General features: G+C 65.9%; 20 protein-coding genes. 2 read left to right on the plus strand and 18 right to left on the minus strand.

The features are described 5' to 3' along the window. Positions 1-13: 13 nt before the first annotated feature. Positions 14-418 (minus strand): LysR substrate-binding domain-containing protein, encoded by a 405-nt coding sequence (locus QM685_RS16060; RefSeq protein WP_415117358.1) that lies wholly within the window; start codon positions 416-418, stop codon positions 14-16. Between QM685_RS16060 and QM685_RS16065 the strand changes: the two genes are divergently transcribed. Then, positions 399-1,358: an amidohydrolase family protein gene (locus QM685_RS16065; RefSeq protein WP_415117359.1), complete on the plus strand. Its 960-nt coding sequence runs from the start codon at positions 399-401 to the stop codon at positions 1,356-1,358. The genes QM685_RS16060 and QM685_RS16065 overlap by 20 nt on opposite strands. 113 nt (positions 1,359-1,471) lie before the next feature. Here the strand turns inward: QM685_RS16065 and QM685_RS16070 are convergent, their stop codons facing one another. From QM685_RS16070 to QM685_RS16130, 13 genes are all read right to left on the minus strand, one after another. Next, positions 1,472-2,140 carry a protein-L-isoaspartate(D-aspartate) O-methyltransferase gene (locus QM685_RS16070; protein ID WP_415117360.1) on the minus strand — a complete coding sequence of 223 codons (669 nt, stop codon included), beginning with the start codon at positions 2,138-2,140 and terminating at the stop codon, positions 1,472-1,474. 214 nt (positions 2,141-2,354) lie between these two features. Further along, complete coding sequence (locus QM685_RS16075; protein ID WP_415117361.1) at positions 2,355-2,630, minus strand: hypothetical protein; 276 nt, start codon at positions 2,628-2,630, stop codon at positions 2,355-2,357. A gap of 155 nt (positions 2,631-2,785) precedes the next feature. Next, positions 2,786-3,298 (minus strand): hypothetical protein, encoded by a 513-nt coding sequence (locus tag QM685_RS16080; protein WP_415117362.1) that lies wholly within the window; start codon positions 3,296-3,298, stop codon positions 2,786-2,788. A gap of 83 nt (positions 3,299-3,381) precedes the next feature. Next, complete coding sequence (locus QM685_RS16085) at positions 3,382-3,768, minus strand: DUF3592 domain-containing protein (protein ID WP_415117363.1); 387 nt, start codon at positions 3,766-3,768, stop codon at positions 3,382-3,384. Continuing rightward, on the minus strand, positions 3,765-4,223 hold the full coding sequence (locus QM685_RS16090) for an Hcp family type VI secretion system effector (RefSeq protein ID WP_415117507.1): 459 nt from the start codon (positions 4,221-4,223) through the stop codon (positions 3,765-3,767). Before QM685_RS16090 ends, QM685_RS16085 begins: the two co-directional genes overlap by 4 nt. Before the next feature lie 365 nt (positions 4,224-4,588). Beyond that, complete coding sequence (locus QM685_RS16095) at positions 4,589-5,779, minus strand: porin (RefSeq protein ID WP_415117364.1); 1,191 nt, start codon at positions 5,777-5,779, stop codon at positions 4,589-4,591. Positions 5,780-5,925: 146 nt separating this feature from the next. Beyond that, a complete protein-coding gene (locus QM685_RS16100; protein WP_415117365.1) occupies positions 5,926-7,341 on the minus strand; it encodes an MFS transporter in 1,416 nt (471 codons plus the stop codon). A gap of 177 nt (positions 7,342-7,518) precedes the next feature. After that, positions 7,519-8,844 (minus strand): FAD-dependent oxidoreductase, encoded by a 1,326-nt coding sequence (locus QM685_RS16105; RefSeq protein ID WP_415117508.1) that lies wholly within the window; start codon positions 8,842-8,844, stop codon positions 7,519-7,521. Between the two features lie 42 nt (positions 8,845-8,886). Further along, complete coding sequence (locus QM685_RS16110) at positions 8,887-9,351, minus strand: aconitase X swivel domain-containing protein (RefSeq protein ID WP_415117509.1); 465 nt, start codon at positions 9,349-9,351, stop codon at positions 8,887-8,889. A gap of 11 nt (positions 9,352-9,362) precedes the next feature. Further along, complete coding sequence (locus QM685_RS16115; RefSeq protein WP_415117366.1) at positions 9,363-10,649, minus strand: aconitase X; 1,287 nt, start codon at positions 10,647-10,649, stop codon at positions 9,363-9,365. After that, on the minus strand, positions 10,650-11,567 hold the full coding sequence (locus QM685_RS16120) for a TauD/TfdA dioxygenase family protein (RefSeq protein ID WP_415117367.1): 918 nt from the start codon (positions 11,565-11,567) through the stop codon (positions 10,650-10,652). It lies immediately after the preceding gene. Next, positions 11,557-12,927, minus strand: coding sequence for an MFS transporter (locus tag QM685_RS16125; RefSeq protein WP_415117368.1), 1,371 nt, complete (start codon positions 12,925-12,927; stop codon positions 11,557-11,559). Before QM685_RS16125 ends, QM685_RS16120 begins: the two co-directional genes overlap by 11 nt. A gap of 1 nt (position 12,928) precedes the next feature. Then, positions 12,929-14,644, minus strand: a complete 1,716-nt coding sequence (locus tag QM685_RS16130) for a dihydroxy-acid dehydratase (RefSeq protein ID WP_415117369.1) — start codon at positions 14,642-14,644, stop codon at positions 12,929-12,931. Between the two features lie 88 nt (positions 14,645-14,732). Between QM685_RS16130 and QM685_RS16135 the strand changes: the two genes are divergently transcribed. Beyond that, entirely contained in the window at positions 14,733-15,695 is a 963-nt protein-coding gene (locus tag QM685_RS16135; RefSeq protein ID WP_415117370.1) for a LysR family transcriptional regulator, read from the plus strand. Between the two features lie 44 nt (positions 15,696-15,739). Here the strand turns inward: QM685_RS16135 and QM685_RS16140 are convergent, their stop codons facing one another. The 4 genes from QM685_RS16140 to QM685_RS16155 all read right to left on the minus strand — a co-directional run bounded on the left by QM685_RS16140 (position 15,740) and on the right by QM685_RS16155 (position 20,497). Continuing rightward, complete coding sequence (locus QM685_RS16140) at positions 15,740-16,669, minus strand: LysR substrate-binding domain-containing protein (protein WP_415117371.1); 930 nt, start codon at positions 16,667-16,669, stop codon at positions 15,740-15,742. A 124-nt stretch (positions 16,670-16,793) separates the two neighbouring features. Then, positions 16,794-17,603 carry an aldolase/citrate lyase family protein gene (locus QM685_RS16145; protein ID WP_415117372.1) on the minus strand — a complete coding sequence of 270 codons (810 nt, stop codon included), beginning with the start codon at positions 17,601-17,603 and terminating at the stop codon, positions 16,794-16,796. Positions 17,604-17,699: 96 nt separating this feature from the next. After that, the gene (locus QM685_RS16150) at positions 17,700-19,430 is read right to left on the minus strand and encodes an ABC transporter permease (RefSeq protein ID WP_415117373.1); all 1,731 of its coding nucleotides are present in this window, start codon (positions 19,428-19,430) and stop codon (positions 17,700-17,702) included. A gap of 2 nt (positions 19,431-19,432) precedes the next feature. After that, the gene (locus QM685_RS16155) at positions 19,433-20,497 is read right to left on the minus strand and encodes an ABC transporter ATP-binding protein (RefSeq protein ID WP_415117374.1); all 1,065 of its coding nucleotides are present in this window, start codon (positions 20,495-20,497) and stop codon (positions 19,433-19,435) included.

Consider the following 20,497-nt stretch of genomic DNA (forward strand, 5'->3'; position numbering starts at 1 on the left):
CGAAGCCGCCCCGCTACGCGTCGGACGGCTTGCCGATGCGCTTGTACCAGAGCTCGATAAACGACTCGGCCGCCGGCGACAGCGAATGCTCGGCCCGCCGGATCAGATTGACGTCGCGCGTGACGACGGGCGCTTCGAGCCTGCGCGCCACCAGATCGCGATGCGGAAACGAGCCGAGCAGAATGCCCGGAAAGATCGCGATGCCGAGACCCGCCTGCACCATCGAAAGGCCGGTCGTCATGTAGGACACTTCGTACTCCACCGCCTTGCGCATGCCGAGGGTGAACAGCGTTTCGTCGATCAGCTTGCGAATGCCGCTCGTCGATCGGATGCCGACCCACGGATATTGCAGCGCATCCTTCCAGCTTACGCGGCGCTTTTTCGCGAGCGCCGAATCCTTGCGGCAGATCGCGCGCAAATGGCTCGAACTGCTGCGGCGGCGCGGCGGCGCCTACAACATCCAGACGCGCCCCGATGGTCAGCAGGAAGTGTTTCGCGGCAACACGCCGGTCGTGATTCCGCAAAAAGGCCATTTCGATTTCGACATGCGCATCCGTCAGATGGACGAATCGGGCATCGACATCTCGGTCGTGTCGCTGACCTGCCCGAACGTGTACTGGGGCGACCGGGAAACGAGCTGCGTCGCCGCGCGCGAATCGAACGACACGATCGCCGACGCGCAGGCCAGGTATCCCGAGCGCATCCGCTGGTTCACGTCGCTGCCGTGGGAGTACCCGAAGGCGGCGCTCGCGGAACTCGAGCGCACCTGCGGAAACGGCGCGAGCGGCGTGATGGTGCTCGCCAACATCGCGGGGCGCAGCCTCACCGATCCGATGTTCGCGCCGATCTGGGCCGAGATCGATCGCCGCGCGCTGCCGGTGCTGGTGCATCCGACCGATCCGCCCGGCGTCGAACTGATGGACATGACGAAGTTCGATCTGAGCTGGGCCGTCGGCTTCATGTTCGACACGACGCTCGCGATCACGCGGATGATCTTCGAGGGCTTCTTCGATCAGTATCCGGATCTGAAGCTCATCGCGTCGCATGCGGGCGGCGCGCTGCCCTATCTGGCCGGCCGCTTCGAGAAAGGCAACGAGGTCGAGATCGCGCAGCGCCATCAGATGAAGAAGAAGCCGATCGACTATCTGCGCCATATCTACTACGACTGCATCACGTATAGCCCGGCGTCGCTCGAATTCCTGGTGTCGGTCGTCGGCGCGGATCGCGTGATGTTCGGCACCGACTGGCCGCATCAGGTATACGACATTCGCAGCGCGTTCGCGAACACCGCGCGTCTGCCGAAGGATCAATGCGACGCGATCCGCGGCGACAATGCGCTGCGCGTGTTCGGCTTCTGAGCGGAATTTAAGCGTATGACGCAGGCGGCGACTCCGGGATCAACGCGGAGATCGGCGCCCGCGGGACGACGGCGCAATCCAGTGCCGTCCGCTACATCGCCCAACGCCCCCTTTCACCATTCCCAACGCTCACCCTCGGGCCAGCCATCGCCGCCAACAAGCGGAACGAATCTCACATCGCCGAACGCGTGTTCTTCATAGTCCTGTTCATTGACGCGCACGATCTTCACGAGCCGCTGCCGGTCCGGCTCGTGCCCCACCGGTATCACGAGGCGTCCGCCGCGCGCGAGCTGGGAACGCAGTGCCTGGGGCACGTGCGGCGCGCCGGCCGCCGCGACGATCGCGTCATACGGCGCGTGTTCCGCGAGGCCGGCCGTGCCGTCGCCGAGATAAACCGCGACGTTCGCATAGCCCAGCCGCTGCAGGCGCTCGCGCGCGGCCTCGACGAGTTCTGCATCGCGTTCGATCGAATCCACCCATGCGGCGATCTCCGCGGCGAGCGCGGCCGCATAGCCGGAGCCCGTGCCGATATCCAGCACGCGATCGCCGGCATGCAACTGCGCGGCCTCCAGCATCTTCGCGACAATGAACGGCTGCGAAATCGACTGCCCGCCGCCGATCGGCAACGGCGCGTCATCGTAAGCGAACGGCCGCCAGTCGGGCACGACGAACGCATCGCGCGGCACGCGGCGCATCGCGGCCAGGACGTGGGGATCGTGCACGCCGCGGCGAACGATCTGCTGCTCGACCATCTGCTCGCGCGCTTCGTTGAAATCACTCATCACAGCCTCCTGACGATCACGGCGTCGTCGTGTGTGCCGTCATACATTCAGTCAAGCAATGAGCATACCTCGGTGCAAGGACGCGCAGGTGCGAGAACGCGGCGCCGGGGAATGGATCCAGACAGGCTCGATCGGACAACCAACGCGCGCTATTTAAGCCCGAGCAGCGCGAAGTAACGCCTCAGATCGCCCTCGGTGCGAACGATCTCGCGCATCAGGTCCGCCAGTGGCATTTGCCCCCACGCAACGCCCGTAGGTGCGCGAGATTGTGTCCTTTGGTCAGGTGCTGCGCGAGCAGTTCGCGCGTCAATGCGCCGGTGGCGGCGTCATCGTCGGCAAGCTGTATCACCCGCTGCCAGTCATCGAGATTGACCTCGGCCGGCTCGCGCCCGTCGACCGTCATCAACGGCCGTGCAGCGACAACGTCAGTGCAAACGAGCAGGTTCTGGCCGCCCAGCCCCGCGTGCGCCACATGGAACGTCTCCGACATCGCCGCGTAGCGCCTGAGCACCTGCCCGAGCTCACCGAAATCCGCCGCGCCGGGTTCCGTTGTGTCTTTGTGACGGAGAATCCGAAGAGTTCGGAAGACCCGGTATCCGTCGCTGTTCGGTGTATAGCACTATCGTTCAAAAATTTTCAGGCTGTCTACCGATCCGTACTTCGTGGAGAAGTCTCAGCGTACAAACCGCTGTATTTGACTTGCCCGAACATCAAGGCAAAACCCGCCGTATCCTGCAGGCCCTCGTTCACCCCTCCCACCACCATTGCTGCCGGCGCGCTGCGAATCGCCATGCCGATCAAATCCGGCTTCACGATTCCCATCAGAAGGAGGTCACGGTCTATGCCGAGGAGCATGAATGAACCTGTCCCACCAAACAGATACCCGGCTGCACCTTCCAGATAGATCGTCCCGCCTTCGAGGCTTTTCGGATTCACAAGATCGGTGCCCCTGAATGAATCTGTCAGATATAGCGTCCCTCTGCTCATGAAGTCAGTCGTGGAGCCCGACCCGCTCAATTCATTTTCCTTGACGACGACTTTTGGCAGCGCAAACCTTGGGATGCGAAGCAAGCTCGAAAGCCCGCGAGATGTGCCCATTCCAGAACCGCTGTAAACATATTGATGAGTCTGGCTTGATGGCGCATCGAGTGCAAACATACCGCTTTCGGAATTAAAGGCACCGAAGCCAATCCCTGCACCCGCGCCAGTGTTGAATTGCCATCGACTCTTTCGCAGGACTATCATCGAAGCCCCTTTCGAAGCGGCTTATCTCTCAACCCCGCATCGAGAAAACCAACTGCCAGAATCAACAGAAAAACTGATGGGGCCCAGAGATCGAGCGCACTATCAATCACGGCTGAGCCGGCCGGATCGTCGGAGCGATATCGAATCAGAACGGATTGACCCGCCTCGAACGACCGGATCGTGCCAATCGGTCGCTCGTAGCGCTGCCCATCTTTTCCAATGAAGGCTATCCGCGGATGATGCCCCCCGGAATTCAAGCGGATAATCTCGCCCGTTGTCCTGACTGATGAAAGGTGAAACTCGACGGCTGAGTAAATCGAGGATGCGGCTGCGATGGAGGCACAAATCCCAATCGCAAGCGCGAAATAGTTTCGACGTTTCACCGGTCCAGATTCCCTTTGATGTCGAAACTGGCAGTGACAGTGCCTGTGCTTGCGCCAATCGCGCCCTGAACGGTGTATTCGTTCTTTACGCGAGCGAATGACAAAGTGACGTGCTCGTGATAGCTCTCACCAAACACAATAGGTTCAACGCCCGTGATAACCACGTCACCCATTGTGATTTTCAGAAAATCCAGCGGGATGCCACCAGCTTTACGCATGGCTAGCACGACCCTCGGTATGTGTCGCCCCGTGAGGCAATACCGCATCAGATTCGGACTCGCGCGATCAATCTGATGAACGAATTCCATGTCGCTTATCGTTGCCTTGCCTGCTCCACCGCCGGAACCTGACATCATCGACGATTGCTGGGAAATTTTCCAACGCCAACTACTTACCTGAATTTCCCCAGGATGGAACTCGTCCTGTGATTCGCCTGCGATACCGTCAATCTTGATAAAAAATGTCCGCCACTTCTACTCCCTGTTGCCTGGACTGAATCGATGCCGTATTTGAGATATAGGGCCTTCATTTGAAGCGTTGTAAATCTAGCAGATCACCGGTGACCTATGTTTTTGGGATATGCTTCCCTACCCTTCGCATACCAATTGGAATCGACATCAAACGGCGCAAGTCCAATCTGCCTGAGTGGACAACGGATAAGCGGAAGGCTCGATGGTGTCGCCGATCAGGCTGCCCATCGCAACGATCCACGATTGCGCTAGCCGTGTGCCCGGCCATCAATATGCCAATGCCACCAGCTTCGGCTTCGCGAGCGACGCAACACCGCGGCGCGCCTCCCCACCCGCGCTCCCCCTTCAACTCAAAACCGATGCCGCAACCCGGCCAGCACCGCGATCTGGCTATTGCGCCCCGCCCCCGCCGGGCCGAAGAAGTTGATCGCGACGACGCTCGCATCGCCGGCCAGCCGCTGATAGACCATCGACAGATGCAGATCGGTGCGCTTCGACAGCAGGTAGCTGATGCCCGCGTCCACCTGATGCCATCGCGGCCGGTCGCCGGTCGCGAACGACGTCGCGCCGCTGCCGGTATAACCATGGCCATCGGTGAAGATGTAGCCGACCCCCGCCATCAATGCCGGCGTGAAGTTGTAGCGCCCGTTGATCTCGTAGTTGTCGACCCGCAGGCTGTGGCCGCCGCGATAGTCGAGCCGCGTGTCGGTGGCGACGAAGTTCAGCGCCGCCGCGCCGAACGTATAGCCAGCGCCCAGCGCCGAGATCCGCTGACGCTCGACGAAGCCCGCGTTATAGAAGATGCTGGTCGAACCGCTGTACTCGTCGCCGATCGCGCCGTTCGGATTGTTGCCCGACGCGAGCCCCGCCGACGGATTATCGAGTTGCAGGTAGCTCGCGACCACACGCAGCGGCCCGCGCCGGTAATCGAGCCCGAAGCCGTACGCGCGGTTATTGGCGAAGCCCTCGCCGGCCTCGCCGCCCGCCTGGTTGCTGAATGCGTAGAGCGCGCCGAGCTTCAGTCCCGCGAGCGGACTCACCTCGTACTTGACGCTGTTGTTGAGGCGAAACGTCTGGAAGCTGTCGTCGACGTCGCCGATGTGCGCGCCGTAGATGCTGCCGAACTGCAGCCACGACATCAGCGGCGCCACGTAGTCGAACGTGTAGTCGTACTGGCGGCCGAGCGTCAGCTTGCCGTATCGCGTGCTCGACAGCCCGACGTACGCCTGCCGCCCGAACAGCCGGCCGCCCTGCGACGACGTGCCGTTCAGTCCGCTGAAGCCCGCTTCGAGCTGGAACACCGCGGCGAAACCGCCGCCCAGGTCTTCGCGGCCGAGAAAACCGAAACGGTCGCCGCTGCCCCAGCCGGTCGCCATCGACCAGCGCGAGGCGCCCTGCGTCCTGATCGACGACGCGACCGTATTCGTCCACGCGATACCCGTATCGATGATGCCGTACAGCGTGACCGAGCTTTGCGCGTCGGCCGTCAGCGGCGCCGCGAGGGCGCAAACCGCCGCAGCAGTGCAGACTGCTGTTTTCATTGTCTTTCTCCGGTTTTAATTTAATTGGGGATGCCGCGGCTGCCAGCCGGCGGGAGCGAGCCTCGTGCGCGAACGCGCCGGGCCTGCCCGCCATGTTTTCGCGGTGTACGGCGGTGCGCGGCGCACCGCCGCCGAACCTGGCGTTCCTATCGATCGGCCGCGGGCAGCGGCGCGTCGGCGCATGCGCCGCCGTCCGCGAGAGCGCCGTCCGCGAGGCCGTCGTCGTGTGCGTCGCCGGGCCGGTACATGCGGCCGAGCACGAACATCAGCCCCGCGACGGTGACGACCGGCAGCGCCGCGACCTGAAACAGCTCGCGCACCGGCAGATGTCCGGCAAGCAGCATCCCGCCGATCATCGGGCCCGAGATCGAGCCGATCTTCGCGACGCCGATCGCGGTGCCGGTGCCTTTCGAGCGGAAGCTGGTCGGATAGACGATCGACGCGACCGCGTTCAGCCCCGCCTGGGTGCCGGCGACGCAGAAGCCGACGCCGAACACGGCGGCGGTCAGCAGCGCCGTATTCAGGTTCATGCCGAGCGCGGCGACGAGCGGAAAGCCGACGAGCGGCAGGCAGGTGACGAGCCGCACGCCGTGCCGGTCGATGAAGCGCATCAGCACGAGGCCGCCGAGCGTGCCGCCGACCGAGAACAGCGTCGTCATCAGCGCGGCGCGATGCGCGGCGACGCCGGTCGCCTCGATCAGCACGGGCAGCCAGTTCTGCAGGAAGAACAGCGCCATCGAATTCGCGATGTACGCGAGCCACAGCGCGCTCGTCACATAGCGCAGGCGGCCCGCGAACAGCATGCGCGGCGAGAACTTCGCGATGCGGCGCTCGTCGGTCACGACGAAATGCGCGCCGGGCGGCAGCGCGAGTTCGGGCCGCACGCGCGCGGCGGTGGCCGCGATGCCGTCGCGCGGCCAGCCCTTCAGGACCTGATAGCGCAGCGACTCCGGCATCACGAACGACAGCGCGGCGGCGACCGCGAGCGGCGCGATGCCGCCGACCACGAACACCGCGGGCCAGCCGTAGTGCGGCACGAGCCACACGGCGACGCCGCCGCCGAAGCCCGCGCCGAGCGTGTAGCCGGTGAACATCAGCGTGACCCAGGTGGCGCGCAGCCGCTTCGGCGCGAACTCCGACACCAGCACGAACGCGTTCGGCACCGCGCCACCGATACCGATGCCCGCGGCAAAGCGCAGCCATAGCAACTGGTCGACACTCGTGGCCCACGCGGTCGCTAGCGTGACGAGCCCGTACCAGCACGCGCCGAGCAGGATCGCGCGCTTGCGCCCGATCCGGTCGCCGACATAGCCGAACAGGATCGAGCCGACCATGATGCCGAAGATGTTGGCGCCGAACACCGGACCGAGCACGCTACGCTCGATGTGCCACGCGCGAATCAGCGAAGGCGCGGCGAATGCCAGCGCGCTGAGCTCGTAGCCGTCGGTCAGCATCACGAGCCATGTCGATGCAATCAGCAGGATCGCGAAGCGGCCGATCTTCTGTTCGTCGATCAGGCGCGACACGTCTACCGTGCGCGCATCGGGCAGGATTTGAATCATTGTCTCCTCCAGAGGTGCCGCGTCGGCGGCCGGGCAGATCCCGGCGCGTCGCGCGGTTCCGTCATTTCGTCTCTGGCCGGCGCGGGAGCGGGTGCTTGTCGTGCGACTCCGGGGGAGCGCGCGACGCACCTCTATCGAATTCCCGCGCCGCCGGCGGGTCGTGCGTCAGTCCGTGCGTCAGTCCTTCAGATGCGGCGGATCGATCCGATCGACGTTGTCGGCGAGCCGCTCGCGCAGCATGCCGCGATCGATGTCATGGACGCTGCCGCCGTCCGCGAGATCGAACGCATGCGCGGCCGCCGCGCCCATCGCGATGCACGGCCCCATCACCCGCACGCTCGACAGCGCGGTCGCATCCGCGTCGATGCAGCGGCCGGCCGCGATCAGGTTGTCCGCGTCCTTCACGACGAGGCTGCCGAACGGCACGGTATGCAGATGGTCGTCGCCGAACGGCTTCCATTCGTAGCCTTCGGCGCGATCGTGCAATTCGATCGGCCACGACGTGCGCGCGACCGCGTCGGGAAACTGCCGCGCGGCGATCACGTCCTGCGAGCTCAACTGCTGCGCGCCGACGATCCAGCGCGTCTGCCGGATACCCGGCAGCCCGTAGCTGCGGATGTGCGCGTTGCGATAGATGTGCGGATACTCGCCGCGCAGGAATTCGAACGCGCGATCCGCCTGGTCGCGCCCGACGAGCGCGGTGCGCGATGCCGCCATCGGCTCGAGCGGCGTCTCGATGTGCGTCATGTTCGCAATGCCGATGTTGCGGCCGCGGAAATAGAACACGAGACCGTCCTTGCGTTCGAGCCCGTACGCGTGCGCCTTTTCCTCGACGCGCTCGCGAAACGCGGGTGGCGTCGGCAGATCGGTTTCGTCGAGATTCTCGAGCACGATCATCTGCGTGCCGCGAATCGGCGTTTCCGGTTCCTGGCAGTCGAAGCCGGCGAGCCACGTGAGCGCCGCGTCGCCGCTCGCGTCGACGAAGCCGTTCGCCGCGATGCGCACGTCGCCGTAGCGCGTCGCGACGTCGAGCTCACGCACCCGCCGGCCTTCGCGCACGACGTCGCGCAATACCGCGCCGAGCACGACGGTGATGCCGGCGTCGAGAATCTTCTGCTCGATCCAGCGCGCGAGCGCCACTTCGTCGTACAGCACGACGGTCGTCAGCGGCCCTTCCTTGTAGTGCAGCGCGCCCTTCTCGCCGAGATCGCGCAGGATGCCGTCCGCGATGCCGTGCGTCACCTGGAAGCGCTTCGGCCCGTTCGAGAACAGCCCGCAGAACGTGCCGATGATCGAGTTGACCGCCTGGCCGCCGAGCGCCGGCAGGCTGTCCACCAGCACGACCTTGCGGCCGAGCGCCGCGGCTTCGAGCGCGGCCGACGTGCCGGCGATGCCCGCGCCGACGATGCACACGTCGGCGTCGAGTTTCCAGCCTGTCGGTCGGCCGTTGCGGCGGACGATGCGAGTACCAGTCTTCAACACATTTTCTCCTTGAAAAGCAATGGCAGGCGCGCGCGGGCGGCCCCGCGCGGCAGGATCAGACGATCAGGCGCGGCCGCGTTTGAGCACTTCGACGATGCCGCGCTCGGCGTCGACGCGAACCCAGTCGCCGGTCTCGATCACGTCGAGCGGATTGGCGTCGAAGTCGGTCAGCGACGGCGCATGGCTCACCACCGCGCCGAGCGCGATCTTCGTGGTCATTTCGTTGAACAGCATCGCGGCGGGCGCGGTGCCGGCGATGCGCGCGATATGGAACTGGCTCGACCAGCCCGACGAACCCTTCGCGCCGGGAAACACCAGCACCTTGTTCGCGAAGCTCTGGCCGCGCAGCTCGTGGCGCGTCTCGATGATCGTGCCGGTGCGCGGGTCGATGCCGCCCCAGCCGGAGATCCGGTCGCGCGTGACGAGCGCCTCGCCCTCGACGCAGCCGCCGACCACCTTGCGCCCGCGCAGCACGATCGGCTCGCGCGGCGTGCTGGCGGTCCTGTTGTTCGTCATGTCGTTCTTCATCCCATTCGTACTCATGCGGCGAGCCCTCCACGCCAGCGACCGCTCACCGCGGCCTCGATGCAGTCGGCCGTGGTGCCGAACCACGCCTGCACGCCCATGATCGCGGGCAGGTAATGCGCCTGCTTCGCCGAATCGAGCGCGACCACGCGCGTGCCCTTCGGCATCACGCGACCGATCGCCGAGCACGTGTCGGTCATCAGCACGCCGCCCGCGTCCTCGATCAGCTTCGTATAGCCGGCCTGATCCGCCAGTTGCCGCGTCGCGCGCGCGGTGAAGATCCACAGTTCGGTATTCGCGCTGAGGCGCCGTCCTTCGAGCAGCTGGCACACCTCCCAGATCTGCTCGATCGAATAGTGCGGGCAGCCGAGCATCACGAAGTCGACCTGCGCATCTTTCGCGGTGGTGTTCACGCGCTCGTACGCGATGCGCCGTTCGGCCGCGCCGTAGCGGATCGTCTCGAGCGGCTTGCGGCCGCGCAACGCTTCGTCGCGCGTGCGCGCCTCCGGGGTCTGGCCGACGATGTGATACATCTCGACGCCGCCGGAAGAAGCCGCGGCCGCGCCGAAGTGCTTGAGCTTCGGCAGGTTCGGCACGTCGCGCAGCCCGTCGATCACCGGAATGCGGTCCTGCACGAGTTCGCCGACGTAGTAGCCGAGCAGCCCCCAGTCCCGCACCGTCCTCACGTCGACGTCGAGTTCGATCAGATGCGTGCCGCCGCGGTTTTCGTCGAGGTGCAGGCCCCAGTACGGAATCTTGCCGGTCAGCATCGCGGCGCCGGTGCTCTCGCGCCCTTCGGCGTTGGTGCGCGCGCCGAGCACCGCGTTGATGTAGATCACCGCCGACGACTCCATCCACGCGCAATGCTCGCCGCGCACCGGCACGTTGCCGGTCAGGTACGGCGCGCAGGTGTTGAGCGGCTGGATGCCGAGTCGTCCGGTGAACGCCTCGCCCTGGCGGTAGAGCTTCACGATCTCGCCATCGATGCCCTGACGCTGCGCGTGCTGCGGGTCGAGCCCCTGCTGCAGATGGCTGCTGAACACCTTCGCCTTCGGCACCTCGACTACCTCGGGGCTATCGAGGTTGAATTCGGAAAACACCGCGTCGAGGCCGCCGTGCCGCGCCGCGTAGTCGCGCAGGAACGGCATCGTCGCGCCGACCGTGCCGCACACGTTACGGGTGTCCACCAGCCGGGGCGCGTCGAGCGCTTCGCCATAGCGCACCAGCAGATCCATCGCGCGCTGCACGGCCGCGCCGTCGCGGCCGTCGAGCATCGCCTGTTCGTCGTCGTTCAGCCGCATTTAATGCGCTCCGTGTGCGGGTTCGAGTTCCACTGCTTGCGGCATTGCGTGCCGGTCCACGTCGACCGTCGTCGCGCGCCGCAGCTCGCGGCGCACCGACAGGTCGTGACGGCGGCCCCGGTGCAATGTGCAGCGGTTGTCCCAGATCACGAGGTCGCCCGGCTGCCAGCGATGCGAGTACACGAAGCGGCGCGCGGTCGCGTGTTCGAGCAGGTCCATCAGCAGCACGCGTCCTTCGGCAATCGTGCGATCGGCGACATGCGTCGCGTGCGCGCCGATGAACAGATGCCGACGCCCCGAACCCGCATGCTCGCGCACCAGCGGCCAGCGCACCGGCGGCAGCGCGTTGCGCTGTTCTTCGCCGTAGTCGGTGTCGCCGAGCAGGAAGCGCGAGTGCAACGCGTAGTGCTCCGCTTCGAGCCCTTCGAGCTCGCGCTGTTCGTGCGGCGCGAGCGCGTCCCACGCGGCACGCATGTCCGCGTACTCGGTCTCGCCGCCGGATTCCGGCACGACGACCGCATGCAGCATCGAATAGCGCGCGGCCGGCTGCTGGAACGAACTGTCGCTGTGCCACAACTGGTTCGCGAGATTGCCGACGATGCGCCGGTGCGCGCGGTCCGCGATCTGTCCGGACTCGTCGACGTTCGAGATGTCCGCGAGCTCCTGGTACGCGAGCCGCACATGCGGCCGGGCGACGCGCTTGAAACCGAGATCGAGCGGCCCGAGCGCGCGCGCGAACGCGAGCTGTTGATCCTGCGTGAGCGGCTGACCGCGGAATACGAGCACCGCGTAGCGGTTCATCGCGGCGTCGATCGCGCTGGCGAGCGCTTCGGAAACCGGCGCGGTGAGATCGATGCCGCTGGCAAGGCCGACGAAATCCGCGCGCGCGGCGTCAATGGGAACGACTTCAAGCGACATGGGCTGCTCCTGTTTGAGAGTTGTCCGGCGCCGCATCGTCGCGGCGGCGATGCAGCCGGCCGAGTGCGAACGCGAGCAGCGCGACGAACGCGACCGGCACCGCGCCGAGGAAGAACAGTTGCTCGACCGGCAGATGCGCGGACATCAGCATTCCACCGATCACCGGCCCCGCGATCGCGCCGATCTTCTGGATGCCGACCGCCGCGCCGGTGCCTTTCGCGCGCAGCGCGGTCGGATAGACGAGCGCCGCGACCGCGTTCAGGCCGAACTGCGTGCCGACTACCGTGAAGCCGGTGAGGAACACCGCCGCGACCAGCATCGGGCCCGGCAGTCCGGTGCCGAGCAACGCGACGAGCGGGGTGCCGACGAGCGGCAGCACGGTGATGATGATCGCGCCGCGCGTATCGACGAAGCGCATCAGCGCGAGGCCGCCGAGCGTGCCGCCGAGCTGGAACATCGCCGACACGAGCGCCGCCTCGCGCGGTGCGAGGCCGACGCTTTCGATCAGCACCGGCAGCCAGCTACTAAGAAAGAACAGCGCCATCGAGTTCGCGATGTACACGGCCCACAGCACCGGCGTGAGCGCGCGCAACCGGCCCGCGAACAGCAGCCGCAGCGAGCCGTCGCGTGGGTCACCATGAGATTCGCCGCCGGTCACGAAGCGCGCGTGCGGCGCGACGGCGAAGCCCGGCGCGATACGCGCGACGATTCGCGCGACTTCGGCGTGACGGCCCTTGAGCGTCAGGAAGCGGATCGATTCCGGCACCGCGAACCACAACATCGCGCTCGACACGAGCGGCGCGATGCCGCCGATCACGAACACCACCTGCCAGCCGAACTTCGGCACGAGCCACGCGGACACGAGACCGCCGACGCTGCTGCCGATCGTGTAGCCGGTGTACATCAGCGTGACCCACGTCGCGCGCCAGCGTTTCGGCGCGAACTCCGTCGTGTACGCGATCGCGTTCGGCACGACGCCGCCGATACCGATGCCCGCGAGAAAGCGCAGCACGAGCAACTGCTCGAGCCCGCTCGCGCGCGACGCCGCGAGCGTGAACACCGCGAGCACGACGCTGCCGATCACGATCGTGCGCTTGCGGCCGATCACGTCGCCGAGATAGCCGAGCACGAACGCGCCGATCATCGTGCCGAATACGAAGGCGCCGAACACCGGGCCGAGCATGCCGTGTTCGAGATGCCACGCGCGGCTCAACGCCGGCGCCGCGAACGCCATCGCGGCGAGGTCGTAGCCCTCGGTCATCATCATCACGCCCATCGCGACGATCAGCAGCACGCCGAAGCGGTTCGTCTGCTGCCGCTCGATCACCGTGCCGATGTCGATTACGGTTTCGCCGCCCATCTCAACGCTCCCGCGTCGGCCGGTCCGCGCCGAGCACCGCGCCTTGCGGCATCGTGCCGACCATCGCGCGATAGATCTTCAGCCAGCCGCTGTCGTTGACCGGCGCGGGACGCTGCCACGCGGCGCGGCGGCGCGCCAATTCGATGTCGTCCACCTTCAGATCGCAGACGCGCCGATCGAGGTCGATCTCGATCGTGTCGCCGTCTTCGACGAACGCGAGCGGGCCGCCGGTCGCCGCCTCCGGCGCCACTTCCGCGACCACCAGACCCTTGCAGACGAGGCCGGACAGATGCCCGTCGGTGAGCATTGCGACCTGCTCGGACAGGCCCGCGCCGTCGATCGCGAACACCACGCGCGACGCACCGCCGCCCATCGCCGGGCCGCCGCACACGCCCGCGCCGCGCATCACGACGACCTTGCCCGGTTGCACGCGGCCGTCCTTGATCGCCGCGATCGCCTCGTCGGAGGTCGAGAAGCAGATCGCCTCGCCGGTGAACGCGCGCTGCTTGGCCGGCGAGATGCCGAACTTCACGATGCCGGCCTGCGGCGCCAGGTTGCCGCGCACCAGCACGATGGCCGGATAGCTCGCGAACGCGCGCTGCGGCGCGCGGATCACGTCGTCGTCGGCAATCCGGACATCGCGCAGGTTGTCCCGCACCGTGTGCCCGGTCACCGTCAGCGCGCCGGTGTCGAGCCACGCTTCGAGCCGCTTCATCACGCCGCGCCCGCCGCCCGCCGCCTCCAGTTGCTCGATCGTGTGCGAGCCGACCGGACGCACGCCGGTCAGCACCGGAATCCGCGCGGCGAATTCCTCGAACAGCGCATAGACGTCGACGTCGAGCTGGCCTTCGGCCGCGACCGCCTGCAAGTGCTTGACCGTGTTGATCGAGCCGCCGACCGCGAGCACCGTCTTCACCGCGTTCGCGAACGCGCCGCGCGTGAGGATGTCGCGCGGCTTCAGATCGTCGCGCACCATCTCGACGATGCGCGCGCCGGCCTCGCGCACGAACGCGAACATCCTCGCGCTGTTCGCGGCGACCGGCGTGCTGCCGGGCAACGACATGCCGAGCGCCTCGCTGACCATATGCATCGAGTTCGCCGTGCCGAGACCCGAGCACACGCCCGGCCCGCGAATCGCGTTCTGGCTCATGCCGATCAGGTCCTCGACGGGCAGCTTGCCGGTCAGCGTATGCATCGCGCCGACGAATACGTCCTCGATGTCCACGTGCTCGCCGCGGTATTCGCCGCTCGGCTGATAGCCGCACGCGACGACGATGGTGGGGATGTTCAGGCGCGCGGCGGCCATCAACTGGCCCGGCACCGTCTTGTCGCACGACGCGAGGCACACCATGCCGTCGAGCTGCGCGCCCTCGACGGCCACTTCGATGTCGTTCGTGACGAGGTCGCGGGCGGCCAGCATGTACGCGCCGCGCGCGCCCGCGCCGGTGATGAAGTCGCTCGGCGCCGCGGTGCGGATCTCGAAGGGCAGCGCGCCCGCCGCGCGGATCGCGTCTTTCAGTTGCGCGGCGATGCCGTCGAGGTGGCTGAAGCAGGTAGCGAGTTCGGACGAAGAGTTGACGATGGCGATCTTCGGCTTGTCGAGATCTTCCTCGCCGATGCCGAGATTGCGCCACTGGGCGGCGCGCACCGCGCCCAGGTAGGAACCACGCGGGAAATTGCTGCGCAACGGGCGTTGCGGCTTGCGTCCATCGGACATGGTGTCTCACTCCTTTGTTGTGGAAACGATGTTAGGAACCGGGATAAAATCCGTCAATTATGTGACATCGATAGGCATCATCCATATCATGGATATTCGTCAGGTCGACCTGAACCTGCTGAAAGTGTTCGACGCGTTGCTGAAAAAACGGCATGTGACGCAGGCGGGCGTGAGCATCGGGCTCAGCCAGCCGGCCATGAGTTTTGCGCTGTCGAAGCTGCGCAAGCTGTTCGAAGACCCGCTGTTCGTGCGCACCGGCCGCGGCATGGAGCCGACCCCGCGCGCGCAGGCGCTCGGCGACCCGGTCGCTCGGATACTGGATCTGGTGCAGACCGAAATCCTGCCGGCGCCCGAATTCCGCCCCGCCGAGTCGTCGCGGAGCTTCGTGCTGTGCATGTCGGATATCGGCGAAATGGTGTTCCTGCCGCGCTTGCAGAACTTTCTCGACAGGACCGCGCCGCGCGTGAGCATCAAGACGGTCGCGCTCAGCATGCCGGAACTGGAGGAAGGTCTGGCGAGCGGCGACGTCGATCTCGCGATCGGCTACTTTCCCGGTTTGCACAGCGAATCGCTGAAGCGCAAGGCGCTATACCGGCATTCGTATGTGTGCATCGCGCGCGACGATCATCCGGAAATCGGCGACACGCTGTCGCTCGATCAGTACCGCTCGGCCGCGCATGTGATGGTGCATCCGGAAGGTCGCGAGCAGGACGTGCTCGCGCGCGCGCACGAACGCCTCGGGATTCGCATCAACGTGCGCTTCAGCGTGCCGCGCTTCATCGGCGTGCCGTTCGTCGTCGCCGGCTCGGACATGATCGCGGCGGTGCCGCAGGCCGTCGGGCGGCGTTTCGCGGAGTTCGTCAACATCAAGCTGCTGCCGCTGCCCTTCCCCGCGCCCAAGTACGACTTCTATCTGCACTGGCATCCGCGCTTTCATCACGAGCCGGCCAACCGCTGGATTCGCGATGCGATGAGCGAGCTGATCAAGGGGCCGATGCAGCACGAGCCGCTGCCGAATACGAAACGGATGCGGCTCAAGGCGGGGGCGTAGCGGCTCGCGCGCGGTCTGTCATGCGTCGTTGTATCGACCGCGCTTTATAAATGCGATTCCGATTCCGCCACCTTGCCCGCGTGCGCTTCGGCCGCGAACATCTCGACCAGGTCGCGCGCGAATAAAGGCAGCGCATCGAAGTCGCGCACGCAGACATGCAGCCGCCGCAATGCCCAACTGTCGGTCAGCGCAATCGCGCTGATACGCATGCCCGGCACCAGCCGGCGCGCCACCGAATCGGGGATCACGCCGATCCCGACCGTCGCCTCGATCATCCGGCACACCGCGTCGAAATTGCCCATCTCCGCGCGAAAGCGAAACGGCCGCCCGGCCTCGGCGGCGGCTCGCACGAGAAAGCCGTGAATCGCGCTCCATTCGGACAGGCCGACGTAGTCGAACGCGAGCGTCTCGACGAAAGCCACCGCCTCGCGCCCGTCCAGCACGTGGCCCTTCGGCACGACGAGCACGAGACGATCGTCGCGGCACGGCAGATAGTGGACGTTTTCCGCGGGCGGACAGCCCGCGACGATGCCGACGTCGGCGGCGCCGTCGGACACTGCCTTGACGATCGCCTGGCTGCCGCTCTCGCGCAGTTCGAGATCGACATCGGGATGCGAAGCGAGAAAACGGCTGAGGATATCCGGCATCACCTCCATCATCGCGGTCGTATTGCCGAGCACGCGCAGGCGCCCTTTGACGCCGCGCGCAAACTCCTGCATGTCGCCGTGCAATTGCTCGACCTGGGCGATCAGGATGCGCGCGTGCCGCATCAGTTCCTCGCCGGAACGGGTGAGCGTCACGCCCTGATTGGTGCGGTACAGCAACGGGGTGCGGAAATAGTCTTCGAGGTTCTTGATCCGCATGCTGGCCGCGGGCGCCGACAGGTGCGATTTTTCGGCTGCCCGCGTGAGACTCAGTGAATCGCCGATGTTCACCATCAACTGCATGTCGGTCAGATCGAAATGCGTCGCCATAGCGTCGAATGTCTCCTCAGCGGCAAACCGGGGCGCACGAATGTCGTAACTCGTCACGACTCCCGCGTGACTCATGTTACGCCTTCCGGCCTGCCGGTCCATCGCGACACCGTTGCCGACGCATTCAGGCGAGACCGAGATCCTTGCGCACATTCGGCAGGAACTCCATCATCGCGACCTGGAACAGGAACTGCGCGCCCTGGATCATGATGAAGTTCATCCCGGCGTCGTGCAGCCGTTTGACCCGCTGGCGCATTTCATCCATCGTGTACGCGTAACTGGTGTTGGCGCCGACCATGATGCCGCGCTCGTGCGCTTTCTTCACGCCACGGTCCACCAGCTTCCACAGCTCCGGGCTATTGAAGTCCGGCTTCTTCGCATTGCCGCCGAGGACTTTCGACAGATCCGTCATCGCGAAGAAGAACATCTTCAGCTCGGGATGATCGAGTACCTTGTCGAAGTCGTCGATGCCGCCCTGGCTTTCCACGTGCGGAATGATGTAGGTGGCCTGCGCCATTTCGTCGGTGCGCTGTTCCCATTCGCGGCTATTGAACGGATGAATCCACAACGCGCGCCGGTGCCAGTCGCGCGCGATTTCGAGCGCTTCGTCGATTTCCCGCAATCCCGAATGCGAAATCAGCACGTATTCGGCGCCCATGCCTTGCAGTCGCGACAGATCGACACCGATGCGCGCATCGTAGCCGTGCCACGGATTGGTCTGCATGCGCACCACCGGCGTAATGCCGGCCGCCTCGCAGGTACGGATCATGTTCTGCACGTCATGGAAATCCATGCCGGTAAACATCATGTCGATCATGATCCAGTCGAAGCCGAGATGCGCGCACAGCTCCGCGGTTTCGGGGTCGTTCGCCCACACGCCGAGCGCGGTGCGGCCCGACTTCATCGTGTCCATCAGCATGTTCTTCGGTTTCATACCCTGCTCCTCCAGACGCCCGTCAACGGGCAGGTTGCGCAGACGGCTGTCTGCTTCGATTGAGTGCTCTTCGCTTGAGTGCTTCGATCCATTGCTTCAGCCCGGCGTGACCGCCTGCATCGAGCGCGGCGCGCTCCAGCTGCGAAAACAGGTCTTCAGAATCGCCATGAAGACGATGCCGACCGCCATCTGCAACAGCGAATAACTCGCGAGCCGCGAGAAGTCGCCGACGTTCCACGCCTCGAATGCAAGCACGGAGAACGTGCGGTCCTGCGCGGTGTAGAGAATCACGACCATCGACAACTCGGTCATGAAGAAGCTGAACAGCAGCAGCCAGGCCGCGACCACGCTCGCGCGGATCAGCGGCAACGTGATGCGCGTGAAGGTGCGCAACGGCCCGTAGCCGCATACGCGCGCGCTTTCCTCGAGTTCGGGATGCACCTGGATCAGGCTCGCCGACACCGAGCGCACCGCATACGCGGTAAAGCGGCCGACGAAAGCAAACACGATGATCAGCGTCGTGCCGTAGACGGACAGCGGCACGTTGATCCAGAACAGCAGCATGCCGACGCCGAACGCGATGCCCGGCATCGAAATGGGCAACAGCACCACGTATTCGAGCAGCCCCCTGCCGCGCAGGCGCGTGCGCACGACGATCCATGCGATTACGATGCCGACGAGCGTCGCCACGGTCGCGGACACCACCGAGATGAACACGCTGTTTTGCAGCGTGAACCACACGTCGTCCGATTGCAGATAGTCGAGCGCGGTCGCGAGCGAGTACGAGCCGGACCACGTGTAGCGCGACAGCGCCGCGGCGATCAGGATCGCGATCGGCGCGAGGATCGTCGCGACGACATAGAGCGCCGCGAGCGCGCAGGTCGCCCAGCGCCAGCCGCGCAGTTCGACGAGCCGCGGCCGGAAGCCCTTGCCGCTGACGGTCGTATACACGCGCCGGCCGACCAGCACGCGTTGCAGCCACGTGGTGAAGCTCGACAGCGCGAGCAGATAGATCGACAGCACGGCCATCACGCCATAGTTCGGCGGGACTTCCTGCGAGCCGATCCAGATCCGCGACGTCAGCATCAGGATCTGCCGCGACCAGCCGAGCACGACCGGCGTGCCGAACAAACCGATCGCGATCGTAAACGACAGCACCGCGCCGGACAGCACGGCCGGCGTGAGCAGCGGAATCGTGATGCGGCGCATCGTCTGCAACGGCGTGAGGCCGCAGACCTGCGCGGCCTCCTCGAGGCTCGGATCCATGCTACGCATCGCGGCCGCGACGATCATCATCACGTACGGCGCGAGGTACAGGCCGATCACGATCAGCATGCCCCAGCGGGTATAGACGTCCAGCACGCCGGGCAAATCGAGCGCCGCGAGCAGATGGTTCATCACGCCGCTGCGCGGCGCGGCGAGCAGCGCCCACGCGACCGCGCCGACGAACGGCGGAATGAAGATCGGCAACTGGCTGATCCATTGCAGCACGCCGCGCATCCCCGTGTCGGTGCGCTCGAAGAGCCATGCGAACGAGACGCCGAGCAGCGTCGCGAGCAGCGCTGCGCCGCCGGACACCAGCAGCGTGTTCCACAACGCGTCCCAGTAGATCCGCCTGCCCAGCACTTCGACGAGGTAGCGGCTCGTGAGCGACGGCGCGGCGGCATCCGCATCGAACACCGCGCGATACAGCACCGCGCACAGCGGCGCGATCACGAGCACCGCGACCGCGCAGAAGATCAGCACGACCGCCACGGCGGCCGGCAACCGCTGCATGAACCGGTGGCGTTGCATCTCGTGACGCTTCGCAAGAGGCAGATCGGCCAACGTCATGCTCCTACCACGCGGATGTCGTCCGCCGCCACCTCGATGCCGACGATGTCGCCCGGCCGGCGCGGGCCCGCGTCGAGCTGCACGGCGCTCATCTGGCCGAACGGCGTGTCGATCCGGTACTCGGTGCGATTGCCGACGAAGCTCGCCTCGGCGACGCGCCCGGCGATCGAGCGGGGGGCGCCGGCCTCGCGCACGCGCCACTTCTCCGGCCGGATACACAACAGCTCACCGGGGTGCGGCGCCTGCGCGAGCGCCGCGGGCAACGTCACGCCGCCCGGCAACGCGAACACCGCACCGCTCGCGCCCATTTGCCACTGGTAATCCGCGATGATGTTCGCGCGCCCCAGAAACTCCGCCGCGTGACGCGTGGCGGGACGGTCGTAGAGATCCTTCGGCGCGCCCCGCTGAATCACCGTGCCCGCGTGATACAGGTAGACGGTATCGGCAATCGACATCGCTTCTTCCTGATCGTGCGTGACGAACAGGATCGTGCGGCCCAAGCGCCGCTGCAGCGCGCGGATTTCGACGCGCATCTCCACGCGCAGTTTCGCGTCCAGATTGCTGAGCGGTTCGTCCATCAGAATCACCGGCGCCTCGGAGACGATCGCGCGCGCGAGCGCCACGCGTTGCTGCTGGCCGCCCGATAGCTGCGTCGCGCTGCGCGGCGCAAACGTTTCGAGCCCGACGAGCCGCAATGTCTCCATCACCGTGTCGCGCGCCCGCTCGCCTTTGATACCCGCCGCCCGCAGCGGCAGCGCGACGTTTTCGAACACCGTCATATGCGGCCAGATCGCGTACGACTGGAACACCATCGACACGTGACGGCGTTCAGGCGCGATCCATATGGGCGGCGTCGCCTGGTACACGGTCCTGCCGGCGATCGCGATCTCGCCGCCGGAGGGCCGCTCCAGTCCCGCGATACAGCGCAGCGTGGTGGTCTTGCCGCAGCCGCTCGCGCCGAGCAGCACCGAGATCCGCGCCTCGGCGAAACTCTCGCTGACCGATTTCAGCACGGACTGCGTGCCATAGGATTTTTGCAGGCGGCGAACGACGATCGACAT

It is taken from the genome of Paraburkholderia sp., from assembly GCF_047605525.1.
GTDB lineage: Bacteria > Pseudomonadota > Gammaproteobacteria > Burkholderiales > Burkholderiaceae > Paraburkholderia.

Bases quoted from the DNA above. Each gene is read 5' to 3' on its own strand.
- QM685_RS16070 (WP_415117360.1), bottom strand. From the start codon at position 2,140: ATGAGTGATTTCAACGAAGCGCGCGAGCAGATGGTCGAGCAGCAGATC.
- QM685_RS16075 (WP_415117361.1), bottom strand. From the start codon at position 2,630: ATGTCGGAGACGTTCCATGTGGCGCACGCGGGGCTGGGCGGCCAGAAC.
- QM685_RS16080 (WP_415117362.1), bottom strand. From the start codon at position 3,298: ATGTTTGCACTCGATGCGCCATCAAGCCAGACTCATCAATATGTTTAC.
- QM685_RS16095 (WP_415117364.1), bottom strand. From the start codon at position 5,779: ATGAAAACAGCAGTCTGCACTGCTGCGGCGGTTTGCGCCCTCGCGGCG.
- QM685_RS16100 (WP_415117365.1), bottom strand. From the start codon at position 7,341: ATGATTCAAATCCTGCCCGATGCGCGCACGGTAGACGTGTCGCGCCTG.
- QM685_RS16110 (WP_415117509.1), bottom strand. From the start codon at position 9,351: ATGAAGAACGACATGACGAACAACAGGACCGCCAGCACGCCGCGCGAG.
- QM685_RS16115 (WP_415117366.1), bottom strand. From the start codon at position 10,649: ATGCGGCTGAACGACGACGAACAGGCGATGCTCGACGGCCGCGACGGC.
- QM685_RS16120 (WP_415117367.1), bottom strand. From the start codon at position 11,567: ATGTCGCTTGAAGTCGTTCCCATTGACGCCGCGCGCGCGGATTTCGTC.
- QM685_RS16125 (WP_415117368.1), bottom strand. From the start codon at position 12,927: ATGGGCGGCGAAACCGTAATCGACATCGGCACGGTGATCGAGCGGCAG.
- QM685_RS16130 (WP_415117369.1), bottom strand. From the start codon at position 14,644: ATGTCCGATGGACGCAAGCCGCAACGCCCGTTGCGCAGCAATTTCCCG.
- QM685_RS16135 (WP_415117370.1), top strand. From the start codon at position 14,733: ATGGATATTCGTCAGGTCGACCTGAACCTGCTGAAAGTGTTCGACGCG.
- QM685_RS16140 (WP_415117371.1), bottom strand. From the start codon at position 16,669: ATGGCGACGCATTTCGATCTGACCGACATGCAGTTGATGGTGAACATC.
- QM685_RS16145 (WP_415117372.1), bottom strand. From the start codon at position 17,603: ATGAAACCGAAGAACATGCTGATGGACACGATGAAGTCGGGCCGCACC.
- QM685_RS16155 (WP_415117374.1), bottom strand. From the start codon at position 20,497: ATGTCGATCGTCGTTCGCCGCCTGCAAAAATCCTATGGCACGCAGTCC.